This window comes from Luteibacter sp. P4_D7_3 (assembly GCF_056401735.1).
Genome location: NZ_JBFUIT010000083.1, coordinates 1 through 13,451 on the forward strand (window position 1 = coordinate 1; position 13,451 = coordinate 13,451).

The following is a 13,451-nucleotide window of genomic DNA, read 5'->3' on the forward strand; positions in this document are numbered from 1 at the left end:
TTCCCAGCGTGCGCGAATCTCGGCCAGGTCGCGCCCTTCCGCCAGCGTGCGGCCGTTCTCGTCATGAATGCGGTAGCGCATGAGCAGGTGTGGCGGCAGTTCGGCGCTCGCGAAGGCCGCCGGATCCACGTCGACGCCGGTGGTGCGCTTGAGGAAACGCGCCAATGCTTTCGCCAGCGGCTCGTCACGCGGGGCCTCGGCTTCGGCAAACGCGCGCGCGAAGTCGGGCGCGGGGACGAAGTTGCGGCGAAGTGCCTTGGGCAGGGCGCGAATCAGCTCGGCCACCTTGTCGACCACCAGGCCGCCGACCAGCCATTCACCCCGCGCAATGGGCAGCGCGTTGAGGAAGGCGAGTGGCACCTGGATGGTGACGCCGTCGGCCGGATCGCCCGGCACGAAGCGGTACTCGAGCCGGTAGCGATGCTGGTCGATATCGAGCGCGGCCGGGAAGGCCTTGGGGTCGAGCCCCGTGCCACTGTCCATGACATCGGCGAGGGTCCACCGCAAGGCGGCCTGTTCTCCAGGCGCCGCCTTGCGGAACCATGCATCCAACCCACGGACGTCGGCGATCTCTTCCGGCAGTTTGCCGTCGAAGAAGGCGGAGAGTTCTTCGTCCGAGCGCAGCAGGCCAGCGCGGCGCTGCTTGGCCTCGATGTCGTGGGCCTGCTCGAGTACGCGCGCGTTGGCACGGACAAAGTCGGCGCGGCTGTCGATGTCCGCGCGAACCAGGGCCTCGCGTACGAAAATCTCGTGGGCGAGTCGCGGGTCCTGCTTGTGGAACGTGACCGGGCGGCGTTCGACCAGCACCAGGCCGAACAGGGTGACCTGTTCGTAGGCGATCACGGTGCCGCGCTTGCGCGACCAGTGGGCGTCGCGCGCCGTGGCGCGCACGAGGTGGCTAGCCTGCGATTCGATCCACGCGGGATCGACGCGGGCGCACATCATGGCCCAGACCTTTCCGCCAATATCGATGATCTGCCCCGCGAAGAGCCAGGCCGGTGGCGCCTTCGCCAGCGCCGAGCCGGGAAACACCTGGAAGCGACGTTCGCGGGTGCCGCGGAAAACGCCCTTCTCGTCCTTGTGTCCTACCTGGGTCGGCAGGCCGGCGAGCACGCTGCGGTGGACGGATTCGAATAGCGCGTCGCCTTCGAGGGCGCCAGCGGCAGCGGGCTCTTTGCTGGACCAGTCGAGGTCACGCGTGACCAGCACCAGCTGCCGGTGGAGTTCGCGCCATTCGCGCATGCGCATGAAGCTCAGGAAATGCCGCGAGCACCAGTCGCGCAGCTTCGACGAGGTGAGTTCCTCGGCAGCGTCGCCGTGCGCACGCCACAGGTTCAGCACGCCGACGAAATCGGATTTCGGATCGGCGAACTGGGCATGAGCCGCGTCGGCCTGGCCGCGCGCCTCCGGCGGACGTTCACGAGGATCCTGGATGCTCATGAACGCGACGATCGTGGTGAGTTCGGCGAGGCTGCCCAGCCGACGCGCTTCCACCAGCATGCGCGCCAGCTGCACATCGATGGGCAACCGGGCGACGGTGCGGCCGATGGGCGTCAGGCGCTGGCCCTCGTCGATCGCACCGATTTCGGCAAGGCGGCGATAACCGTCAGCGACGACACGCGGGTCCGGGGCTTCCAGGAAGGGGAAGTCCTCGACATCACCCAGGTCCAGCGCGAGCATGCGCAGGATCACGTTGGCGAGTGATGACCTCAGTAGCTCCGGATCCGTGAAGGCCGGACGCAGGTTGAAATCCGCTTCGTCATAAAGCCGGTAACAAATGCCGGGCCCGATGCGACCGCAACGCCCCTTGCGCTGGTTCGCCGCCGCCTGGGAAATCGGCTCGATGTGCAGCCGCTCCAGTTGGCTGCGCTGGCTGTAGCGCTTCACCCGCGCCGTGCCGGGATCGACCACGTACCGGATGCGCGGCACCGTGAGCGAGGTCTCGGCGACGTTGGTGGCCAGCACGATGCGGCGCTTCGTTCCCGGCTTGAAGACGCGGTCCTGCTCGTTGGCCGAGAGGCGCGCGTAAAGCGCCAGCACCTCGGTTTCGCGGTATTGCTTACGCGACAGAAGGAGATGAGTGTCGCGGATTTCGCGTTCGCCCGGCAGGAACACCAGGACGTCCCCGCGGGGATCTTCCCGGGTGATCTCATCCATGGCGTCGGCGATCATCTGCGCAACATTACCCTCGCCGCGCTCGCCGGGCGGCCGGTAGCGCAGCTCGACCGGATAGGTGCGGCCTTCCACCTCGACCACGGGCGCATTGCCGAAATGGGCGGCGAAGCGCTCGGTGTCGATCGTCGCCGAGGTGACGATGATCTTCAGTTCGGGGCGGCGCTGGGCAAGCCGCTTGAGGTAGCCGAGCAGGAAGTCGATGTTGAGGCTGCGCTCGTGCGCCTCGTCGATGATGATCGTGTCGTAGGCCGACAGCCAGGGATCGGACTGGGTTTCAGCCAACAGGATGCCATCGGTCATGAACTTGACCAGGGCCTGGTCCGACACCTTSTCGGTGAAGCGGACCTGGAAGCCCACCTTGTCGCCCAACGGCGTGCCGAGTTCCTCCGCGACGCGGGTCGCCACCGACCGCGCGGCGAGCCTTCGCGGCTGGGTACACCCGATCAGCCCGGCTTCGCCACGGCCCGCGGCCAGGCATAGCTTCGGCAACTGCGTGGTCTTGCCAGAGCCCGTCTCGCCTGCGAGGACAACCACCTGGTTCTCACGGATGAGCTTGATGATGTCCTCAGCCCGCGCGGCGATCGGCAGCGATGCATCGACCGTGATGGGCGGTTTGGAGGCGGCGCGTGCGGCGCGGCGGGCCACTGAGACGGCAACGTCTTTAGCCAGCGCCTCGATCTTCGCGGCGTCCGGCTTGCGCGAGAGCGCGCGCCACCGGCCGGAGAGCCGGCCGTAGTCGCGGCTGGTGACCTGATCCAGCGCATCGCGGAGCTCGCGCAGGCGCGGATCCGGGGCGGGGTGTCGTGCGGGGCTTGTGGAGGTACTCATGGGAACGCCAATAATAGCGTGCGTCTATCGACGACATCGGAACGTTTCATTTCACGTGAGCCCGTCCGATCGTTAAAATTTCGGTCCAAGAAAGAAAAACCCAAGGAGAGTCGCCACATGGCCATCGATATCGGTATTGCCAAGAAAGACCGTGAAGCGGTCGCGAAGCACCTGTCCAAGCTGCTCGCGGACACCTACTCGCTGTACCTGAAGACGCATAATTTCCATTGGAACGTGACGGGACCGCAGTTCAACAGCCTGCACGCCATGTTCGAGGTCCAGTACAACGCCCTGTGGCTGGCTGCCGACGAAGTGGCCGAGCGCATCCGTATCCTCGACGTGTTCGCGCCGGGCTCCTACAGCCAGTTCGGCAAGCTGACCTCGATCAAGGAAGAGGCGGGCGTCCCGGAGTGGAAGGATATGGTCGCCCAGCTGGTAGAGGGTCACGAAATCGCCGCCGCCACGGCCCGCGACACCATTAAGGGTGCCGAAGCCGCCGGTGATGAAGGTACCGCCGACATGGTCACCGGGCGCCTGAAGGACCACGAAAAGACCGCCTGGATGCTCCGCTCGCTGCTGAAATAAGCAGAGCCGCGTAGCCGGCCTCGTCCCTGTAGGAGCCGATTCATCGGCGATTGGGTGCTCGCGGCACCCTTGCCCGCTGCCGCGGGATCGCCGATGAATCGGCTCCTACATGGGGTTTGCAGCCCTGCCACAGGGGGTGCAGACGCCCTCTGAACGCCCCGCTCTCTGAGTTGAGCCTGACCGGTCCATCCATCATGCGTTGAGCCATAACGCCCCGTTCGTTAAGCTCCCCCGGTTACCTCACTTGATGCCACTTGGGGGCCGACCGGTCCGGGGATTGTTTTTGAGCGCYGTTACCACGACCGAACGAAGCCATCCGATCCTCACCGCGCTGCTGCTGGCGGTCCTAGTCGCGGGCCTCAATGTGGGCCTGTGGTTCCTGGGGAACATTCCACGCGGCCCCGACGACTGGAACGGCCCCATCTCGGGCTTTGCCTTCACGGCTTACCAGCGCTACCAGAACCCGATGAGGGGCGATCTCTCCAGCGATCCCGAGATCACCGGCGACCTTCATCTGGTCCACCGGTATTCCCCTCGCATCCGTACCTATTCGATGCTGGAAAACCCGCAGACGATCCGCCTGGCCGACAAGGAAGGCCTGGATGTGATGGCAGGTGCCCAGATCGATACGCGCCTGGAGAACAACGAGCGCGAGATCGACGCGCTGATCGCCCRGGCCCACCGTTTCCCCAAGACCATCTCGCGCGTCATCGTCGGTAACGAGGTTCTTTACCGAGGCGATCTCAAGCCCGAACAGATGATGGCCTACCTCGACCGCGTGCGTGCCGCCGTGCACCAGCCGGTCTCCATGGCCGAGCCGTTCCACGTGTGGATGCAGAATCCGGAACTGGCCGACCACGTCGATTTCATCACCGTCCATCTGTTCCCCTACTGGAACGGTATCGACCGCAAGGACGCCGTGCCCGACTCGATCGGCACGCGTGAGGCCGACGGCTCCAAGGACACCGACGGTAGCTTCCAGGCCCTTCAGCATCGCTTCCCGGGCAAGCACATCGTCATCGGCGAGATCGGCTGGCCCTCCAATGGCGATCGTCACGAATACGCCTACCCGACCGTTTCCAACGAAGCGATCTTCCTGCGCGACTTCTTCAACATGGCCAAGCGCAAGGGCATCGACGACTACTACGTCCTCGAAGCCATCGACCAGCCGTGGAAGGAAAACCTGGGCGAAGGCCGCACCGGCGCGTACTGGGGCATGTTCAATGCCGATCGCCAGCTGAAATTCCCGTTCAAGGGTCCGGTCACCGAAGACACCAGCTGGCCGTGGAAGGCTTTTGCGGCGTCGGCCCTGGCCTTCTTCCCGATGGTCTGGTTCGGCAGTCGCTTCCGTCGGTTCAAGCTGATGGGCCGGCTGTTCTTCATGGCCCTGCTGCAGTTGGCCTGCGGCCTGATCGTCTGGTCGGCCACCCTGCCCTTCAACTTCTACCTGAGCCCCTTCGACTGGGCCATGCTGATCCTGCTGTTCCCGGCACAGATCGCCATCCTCGCCATCCTGTTGATCAACGGATTCGAGTTCACCGAAGTGCTTTGGCGTCGCGAATGGATCCGCCATGCCGGCATGCTGCCGTACGACCCGGTCGAGAAGCAGCCCTTCGTTTCCATCCACCTGGCTTGCCACAACGAGCCGCCGGAGATGGTGCAGATCACGCTGGATTCGCTGGCCAGGCTGAATTACGAGAACTTCGAAGTGCTGGTGCTGGACAACAACACCAAGGATCCCGCGGTGTGGGAACCGGTAAAGGCCTACTGCGAAAAGCTGGGCCCGAAGTTCCGTTTCTTCCATCTCGAGCCGTGGCCCGGTTACAAGGCAGGTGCGCTGAACTTCGGTCTCACCGCCACGGACGAGCGCGCCGACGTGGTCGCCGTGATCGATGCCGATTACGAGGTCCGTGAGGACTGGCTGGCCGCGCTGACCGGCTACTTCCACGACTCCAAGGTGGCCGTGGTGCAGTGCCCGCAGGCCCACCGCGAATTCGAGAACAACCGGTTCCGCCGCATGACGGCTTGGGAATACGACGGCTTCTTCCGCATCGGCATGCACCACCGCAACGAGCGCAACGCGATCATCCAGCACGGCACCATGACCATGGTTCGTCGCTCCGCGCTCGAAGGCACCGGCGGCTGGTCCGAATGGACGATCTGCGAGGATGCCGAGCTCGGTCTGCGCCTGATGCATGCGGGTTACGAACTGGTCTACGTCGACGAGTTGATGGGCAAGGGCCTGACGCCCGCCGACTTCAAGGCCTACAAGAGCCAGCGTTACCGCTGGGCCTTCGGCGCCATGCAGATCCTCAAGGGCCGCTGGAGCTGGATGACCCGCAAGGGGCCCCTCTCGGCAGGTCAGCGCTTCCACTTCCTCACCGGCTGGTTCAGCTGGTTTGCCGATGCCCTGCACTTCATCTTCACGATGATGGGGCTRCTGTGGACCGCCGGCATGATCTATGCGCCGCAGTACTTCAACCTGCCGATGCAGCTGTTCCTGATCCCCGTGATCGGGTTCTTCTTCGCCAAGGCGATCTTCGGCTTCGTGCTCTATCGCGCACGTGTCCCGTGCAGCTGGTACGACACCATCATGGCGTCGGTGGCCAGCATGGGCCTGTCCCACGCCATTGCCCGCGGCATCCTGCACGGCCTGACGCGCGAGAAGACCGCCTTCGTGGTCACTGCCAAGAGCCGTCGCATGGGTGGCAGCAGCTTTGCCGCTTTCGCACCCGTGCGTGAGGAAGGTCTCATGGCGATCGCCCTGCTCTGCGCGGTGATCGGCATGGCGATGCACTACGGGACGAGCTACGTGGAGAGCGTGTTGTGGATGTTCATCCTCACCGCGCAGTCCATTCCGTACGTGTCGGCACTGGTCGGCGCCTGGATCGCGCACACCGCCGGTGATGAGGCAGGCTGAACCGGCGCGGGGTCGTTCACGTTTGTGTATCGACCCTGCACGCCGCGCGCGGTAACTTACGCCAAGACTTGATGTCAGGGGACGCCGGAGGCGCCCCGCTCGCCGCCGTACCCACGGTGTTGGTTCACGACCGGAACGGGATGCTCATGCGCCGAACCAGACGCCATGGACTGCTGCTTCTGCCGTGGTTCCTCCTGCCCTGCCTCGCCCATGCCGGCGTCGTCCTTACCGTGGACGGTGTCGACGAGAGCCTGAAAAACGCCGTCGTCGCGGGTGTCGAGCTGAGCCAATACGCCAAGCGCGATGCGACCGCGGCGCAAATCCGGCGTCTTTACGACAAAGCCCCCGACCAGGTTCAGTCCGCGCTGCGGCCCTACGGTTACTACGAAGCCACGGCCACGGGCGACATCAAGCAGGTCGGCAACGACTGGCAGGTGACTCTGCACGTGGTTCCCGGCATGCCAGTGACCGTGAAGACGGTGAACGTCGGTATCGACAAGGAGCCCGCCAAGCTTCCCCAGATCGCTCGCGCCCTGCGCGGCGTCAATGGACTGAAGGACAAACCACTCAACGACGGCCAGTACGACGCGGCACGCGATGCCGTCAGCGGCGCGCTGACCGCGACAGGCTTTCTCGACGCGAAGCTGGTCACGCATCGTGTCGAAGTGAACCGCGCCGAACACAGCGCCACCGTGGAACTGACCTGGGAAACCGGCAAGCGCTATCGCTACGGCAAGATCCACTTCGAGAACTCGCAGTTCCGCGAAAGCTTCCTGGATCGCTACGTACCCTTCAAGAGTGGCGACTACTTCTCGCAGAACCAGTTGCTGGATTTGCAGCAGGCGCTCAACGGTGCCGACTACTTCGCCGTGGTCAATGTCATGCCCGATACGGACAACGCGAAGGACGGCACGATCGACATCAACGTGGAGCTGGCACCCGCCAAGCGCACGATCTACACCGGTGGCCCGTTCTTCGGCACCGATACGGGCGCCGGTCTGCAGGGCGGCGTCGAGAAGCGATGGGTGAACGACCGCGGGCATAAGTGGAAAAATCAGATCGTCATGGCGCAACGCCTCAAGACTGTCTCCACCCTTTACCAGATCCCCATGCCGGGTCCCAACCAGCGCAGCTTCAACTTCGGCGCGAACTACCGCGACGCCAACACGGTGACGTCGAAGTCCCGCACGGTCCAGCTCGTCGCCAATGAAACGCGGCTCTGGCACGGCTGGACGCGCACCATCGGCATCAATGCGCTGTCCGGTACATTCACTGTGGGCAAGCGCGGTGGCGAAGGCGACAACGCGCTGGGCCTGGATCACGGCCAGAGCACCCTGGTCTACCCCGAAGTGACGCTGAGCCGGAAGAAAGGCGACAACCCCACCTTCGTGCGCAGCGGCTGGTCGTTGACGCTCACCGCGCGCAGTACCGCCGGCGACCTGCTTTCCGACGCGCGCTTCTCGGAACTGATGGGCGACGCGAAGTGGATCCAGTCGTTCTGGGGCCGCAACCGCCTGATTCTTCGCGGCACCGCCGGCAAGATCTGGACGGACGACTTCAGCGCCCTGCCCCCGCAGCTGCGCTTCTTCGCGGGCGGTGACCGCTCCGTGCGAGGCTACGATTTCGAGAGCATCGGCCCGAAGAACACCTACGGTCGCGTGATCGGCGGCGAAAACCTGCTCGTGGGAAGTACCGAGGTGGAGCATTACTTCACGCGCAACTGGGGCATGGCCGCCTTCGTCGATGCGGGTAATGCCTTTGCCGGCACCGACTACAAGCCACTGGTGGGCACCGGCCTGGGCGTGCGCTGGCTCTCGCCGGTCGGCATGATCCGCGCCGACCTTGCCGTACCGGTCGGCAACAAGGAGTCGCACGGTATCCATCTGCACGTCGTCATCGGGCCCGACCTGTGAGGAGCACCGGCATGAAATGGTTGATCCGCACAGGTGTGGCGCTAGGCGTGCTGCTTCTTGTTGTCGCGCTCGGCGTGTGGTGGCTGGTCGGCAGCGCGTCGGGCCTTCGCTTCGCATTGGCGCGTGCGCAGGCCTTCACCGATAACGCGCTCACGATCGAACACGCCGAAGGGCGTCTCGCCGGGCCGCTCGATCTTGCCGGCCTGCGCTATCGCGATGGCAAAGGCATGGATGTGCGTGTCGCGAAGGCGCATGTCGACTTCTCGTTCGGTTCGCTGCTGCGCAAGCGCGCGCATGTCTACGACCTGACGGCGGACGGCATCGATGTCGCCCTGCCACCAAGCCAGCCCGAACCGGAGACCGCTTCCGAGCCGTTCTCGCTCGAGCCGCCGCTCGACATCGCGCTCGACAAGGTCAAGATCGGTCACGTGAAGGTGACGCAGGCCGGCCAGCCCCTCTTCGAATCCAATTCGCTCGACCTCGTCGGCTCGTGGACATCGAAAGGCATCGCCTTGCAAACCCTCGCCCTGCGTGCACCCGATGGCCAGGCCGACCTTGGCGGCACGCTCGCTGTCGGCAAGGGCTACAAGGGCGACGGCAAGGCCAGCTTGCGCTGGAAGCTCGGCGACATCGACTACGCGGGCGCCCTCGAAGCACACAGCGACGGTGCGAAGGCGCATACCATCGTCAAGCTCACGCTGCCCTTCGTCGCGCAAGTCGATGCCAACCTCGTACAGAGCGGCGACTTCGCGTGGACGGCGAAAATCGATGCACCGCGCTTCGATCCCAAACCGCTGATCGGCGACAGCAGCCTGCAGTCGCTAGGCGTCGCGCTGCAAGGTTCCGGCGATCGTTACCATGCCGATCTCACCGGCGATGTCGACCTCAACGACTACCTCGTGCGCCTGACCCCAGTGAAGGCCGCCTTCGATCACGACTACAAGCGGCTAACCCTCGACGAGCTCACCGTCAGCTCGCCGCAAGTCAAAGGCTCGCTGACCGCGCGCGGCACGGTAGACATCGGCGCGCAGCCCGTCTCGGCAGATCTCGCGCTCAACTGGAAGGACGTGCTCGTTCCCGCGAATGTCGCGGGGCAGGACCTCGCCAGCCTCGGCCAGCTCACCTTCAAAGGCAGCGCCGAGGCTTACCACGCCGCTGGCGATGTCGACGTTGGACCGCCAGGCCACGTGGGCAAGTTCACGCTCGATGTCGACGGCAAACCGGATGTCATCGAGCTGCATACCGTGCAGCTGAAGCAGCCGAACGGCAGCCTCGCCGCCAGCGGAACACTGACCCTCCGGCCCCAGCTCGCATGGAAGATCGACCTCAAGGGCGAGCGCTTCGATCCCAGCCAACTGCTCGCCGAATGGCCCGGCGCGCTCAACCTCGATCTTTCCACCGAAGGGCAGATGGYGAAGGACAGCCCACTCGGTACGCTCGAGTTGCGCAAGCTCGACGGCACGTTGCGCCAGCGGCAGTTGCGTGGCTTCGGCAAGCTCACGCTGAAGCCGAACGAAGTGGTCAATGGCACCCTCGATCTCGCCTCCGGCGGAAGCACGGTCCACCTCGATGCCAAAGGCGATACCGCCAACGACGCGAACCTGAAGCTGGCGATTACATCGCTCGGGGACTGGCTGCCGGATGCCGGCGGTCGCATCCAGGGCGACATCTCTGCGAAGGGTAACGTGCCGAAGTTGGCGGTGAAGGCAAATGTGCGTGGCAGCGCTCTCGTCTACGCGGGCCAGAAGGTCGACACGCTCACCGTCGACGCCGATGTTCCCGATATCAGTAAACCCGGTGGCAAGGTCGATGTCGTCGGCACGCATGTGGTGTCGGGTGGGTTGGTGTTCGACAGGCTTGCCGTCAACGCGAACGGTACGCAGGAGAAGCACCAGCTGAGCATCGACGCCACCGGTCGTCCGCTCGCCGCCGATCTCCAGCTTTCCGGCTCGCTGCGCGATGGCGCGTGGAGCGGGACGCTGTCCACGCTCAACATCGACTACCAGGGGCTGCCGCGCTGGCGCCTGCAGAACACCAGCCAGCTCGCCTGGAAGGACGGGGCGGCGAGCATGAGCGATCTCTGCCTCACCGCAGGCGAGCCGCTGCTGTGCGTGGCCGCGAAGCAGGACAAAGGCGGCAACCTCGACGGCAGCTATCGCCTGCGCAAGGTTCCGCTTGCACTGATCATGACGGCGGCCGAGCAGTCGAACAGCCCGATGCGTGCCGATGGCATCATCGAAGGTGATGGCAGCATCCGTCGCACGGCAGCAGGTGCCTTGTCGGGACAGGCAAATATTACGAGTGTCCACGGCTCCGTCGCTTACACCGATCATGGCGAGAACCCGCTGCTGGTCTACGACAACCTCGTCGCAAACGCGCAGCTATCGCCGGACAGCCAACGCGTCACGGTGCGAGCGTCGCTCAACAAAGGCGGCACGCTCGACGGCAACGTCTCGATCAATGGCGCACAGCAGGCCCTCGGCGGCACGGTCGCGCTGCATCTCACCGACCTTGGCATCATCGAGTTGTTCACCAGCGAAGTCGCCGACGTGAAGGGCGGCCTCGATGCCAACTTCAACCTCGGCGGCACCGTCGCTGCGCCGGCCATCACCGGGCAGGCTCTTGTCGCCGGGTTCGCCGCCGAAGTCCCGAGCGCAGGACTGAAGCTCAAGGACGGCCGAATCAGCGTCACCACGACGGACGCGAAGAACTACGCCGTCGACGGCACGATCGGATCCGGCGACGGAACGCTCGGCATCAAGGGCACGGCCGCACTCGGTGCAGGCGCACAGATGCGCCTCGGCGTCCAGGGCTCGAAGTTCACCGCCGTGGACATTCCCGCCGCCAAAGCCATCGTCTCGCCCGACATCCAGATCGTCCAGGATGCCAAGGGCATGAATGTCACCGGCAAGCTCAACATCGACCTGGCCGACGTGAACGTCGAGCGCCTGCCGGGTGCGGGCGCGACCAAGGCGTCACCGGATGTGGTCGTTGTCGATGACAAGCAGCAGGAAGCCGCTGCCGAAGCATCGCCGATCTCAGCGGATATTCGCGTGGACCTCGGGCAGAAAGTGCACCTCGTCGGCTTCGGCATCGACGGCCGCATTACCGGACAGCTCGACGTACGTGAGCGTCCGGGTCGTGCAACGACGGGCCAGGGTCAGATCGGCGTCGACGGTACGTACAAGGCCTATGGGCAGGATCTGAAGATCCAGCAGGGCCAGCTACTGTTCGCCACGACGCCCATCGACAATCCTCGACTCGACATCCGCGCGACACGCGTGCTCAATCCCAATGCCACGATCGCCGACGGCCAGACCGTGGGCCTTTACGTCTCCGGTACCGCGCAGCGCCCGATCCTCACCGTGTTTTCGAATCCGGTGATGGAACAATCCGACGCCCTCTCCTACCTCGTTACCGGCAAGCCGCTTTCGCAGGTCAGCGGTGGCGAGGGCAACATGGTGGGCGCCGCCGCACAAGCACTTGGCTCGGCGGCAGGCGACCTCCTGGCGAAGAGTGTCGGATCGAAGATCGGCGTGGACGACATCGGCGTGTCGAACAACGATGCGCTCGGTGGTACTTCAGCGTTCACCGTCGGCAAGTACCTCTCGCCTCGCCTGTACCTGAGCTATGGCGTAGGTCTGTTCGATCCCGGCCAGGTCATCACGCTGAGATATCTCTTCAGCAAGAAGTGGAACTTCGAGGCGCAAAACGCCACAGACTTCAGCCGAGCAAGCTTGAATTACAGACTGGAGCGCTAGCCCCAAACGAACGCAGCTCTCTGTGGGAGCCGCTTCAGCGGCGAAAGCCAGGGTGCCTCAGTCCCCCACCACGTGCCCGCTTCACTCCGACGCGCCCCTCCCGAGCGGAACATTCATAATGAAGTATTCGTAGTTCGCTCCACTGCGTACAGCACTCGTCCGATCAAGCGCATGCGCCGTGGCGCGATTCTTCACCCCAGGCAAGTCTTGTGTTGGTATCGCATACCCATCAGGGCGGTGAGAAACCTCATGCGCGATGGTGCCGACCTGTGAGGTAATCCCACCGCTCAAGGGGTCAAGAAAATTGACCGGACAAAGGTGAATAACATCGCCCTCGTTCCACGCACGTGAATTCGGATCATAACCAGTGCAGGAATCGCAAACGGCCCGCGCGCCACCGAGCAGCCGCGCATACGTCGCAGCAACCACCTGATCCACCATAGCGTTGTCGGTGTCCGACCAACCCGGTGCCGGGGGCTGTGGAGCCCACTCGTCATACTGGCCGAACCAATAGTTGTATCGGAGATGCGGCTTCATGTGGACGCGCGGCGGGACAGGGTTCTCAGGATCGATGGGGTCCGAGTAGTAAAGAGAACCGAGGAACATCATTGCTTCGTAGGACGCCRCCTGCGCACCGAAGATAGCCTGCTGCGTGGATGCTGTCTGTTCAGCGCTGCACTGTATGACGGAGCTCACCCCTGCCCGAGCCGCCGTAGGTGTGACCCTCACCGAGAACCGCACGGACGCGCTTTTAACCACTTCGTGAGGCACGGTCTCCGGCTCGCCCATGTCATCGAGACTCGGTATGCGATCCATGACATCGATGGCGGAGGTGACAGAAATACTCCCGGCGTCCGGCAGTGTGTACTCTGTGGAGAGATCGATGTCCGAAGTAATCGTCTCGCCAGGCGCGATACTTCGATAGCTTGATGGACCTGGCGTGCGAGTCAAAACCCACCGGCCTTTGTAAGCAACCTCGTTGCCTGCTTCGTCTCGGACCTGAAGCCATTTCCCCGTGGTCCTACCCTCCGGCAGCGCGAACGCTGTCTGGTAGCTCATCACGTAGGCATAACCCGGGCCAAAATTCGTGGCCGTAAGGCGCACGTTGTTCGGTGCACCGATGACAGGCCTGTAGCGAAGGGCTAGCTCCACGTGGGGCATCGCTACTGCCGCGGTTGGTGTGATCCATAGCGCTGCCAGCAAACCTGCAAGCTTATGCATCCTTTCTCCTTCGCTCTTTATCGTCATATGGATGACAAACGTAGAGAC

6 protein-coding genes are annotated in these 13,451 nt (G+C 64.1%); 4 read left to right on the forward strand and 2 right to left on the reverse strand.

The genetic code is table 11. The annotated features are described in order from the left end of the window. The coding region (gene hrpA / locus AC1DSN_RS09940; protein WP_477330528.1) for an ATP-dependent RNA helicase HrpA at positions 1 to 3,003 on the reverse strand (3,003 nt) is incomplete at its 3' end. Positions 3,004 to 3,120: 117 nt separating this feature from the next. Here hrpA and AC1DSN_RS09945 point away from each other — a divergent pair. The 4 genes from AC1DSN_RS09945 (at position 3,121) to AC1DSN_RS09960 (ending at position 12,182) form a co-directional block, all read left to right on the forward strand. Next, the gene (locus tag AC1DSN_RS09945; protein ID WP_063573606.1) at positions 3,121 to 3,588 is read left to right on the forward strand and encodes a Dps family protein; all 468 of its coding nucleotides are present in this window, start codon (positions 3,121 to 3,123) and stop codon (positions 3,586 to 3,588) included. 283 nt (positions 3,589 to 3,871) lie between these two features. Next, positions 3,872 to 6,508, forward strand: a complete 2,637-nt coding sequence (locus AC1DSN_RS09950) for a glycosyltransferase (RefSeq protein WP_477330530.1) — start codon at positions 3,872 to 3,874, stop codon at positions 6,506 to 6,508. Positions 6,509 to 6,654: 146 nt separating this feature from the next. Next, complete coding sequence (locus AC1DSN_RS09955; protein ID WP_063571375.1) at positions 6,655 to 8,421, forward strand: autotransporter assembly complex protein TamA; 1,767 nt, start codon at positions 6,655 to 6,657, stop codon at positions 8,419 to 8,421. A gap of 11 nt (positions 8,422 to 8,432) precedes the next feature. Beyond that, positions 8,433 to 12,182, forward strand: coding sequence for a translocation/assembly module TamB domain-containing protein (locus AC1DSN_RS09960; RefSeq protein WP_477330532.1), 3,750 nt, complete (start codon positions 8,433 to 8,435; stop codon positions 12,180 to 12,182). Positions 12,183 to 12,263: 81 nt separating this feature from the next. Here AC1DSN_RS09960 and AC1DSN_RS09965 read toward each other — a convergent pair. Then, positions 12,264 to 13,451: M35 family metalloendopeptidase (locus tag AC1DSN_RS09965; protein ID WP_477330534.1), on the reverse strand; the 1,188-nt coding region annotated here is incomplete at its 5' end.

Excerpts from the sequence above, each read along its gene's own strand:
- AC1DSN_RS09945 (WP_063573606.1), top strand. The coding sequence starts at position 3,121 with ATGGCCATCGATATCGGTATTGCCAAGAAAGACCGTGAAGCGGTCGCG.
- AC1DSN_RS09955 (WP_063571375.1), top strand. The coding sequence starts at position 6,655 with ATGCGCCGAACCAGACGCCATGGACTGCTGCTTCTGCCGTGGTTCCTC.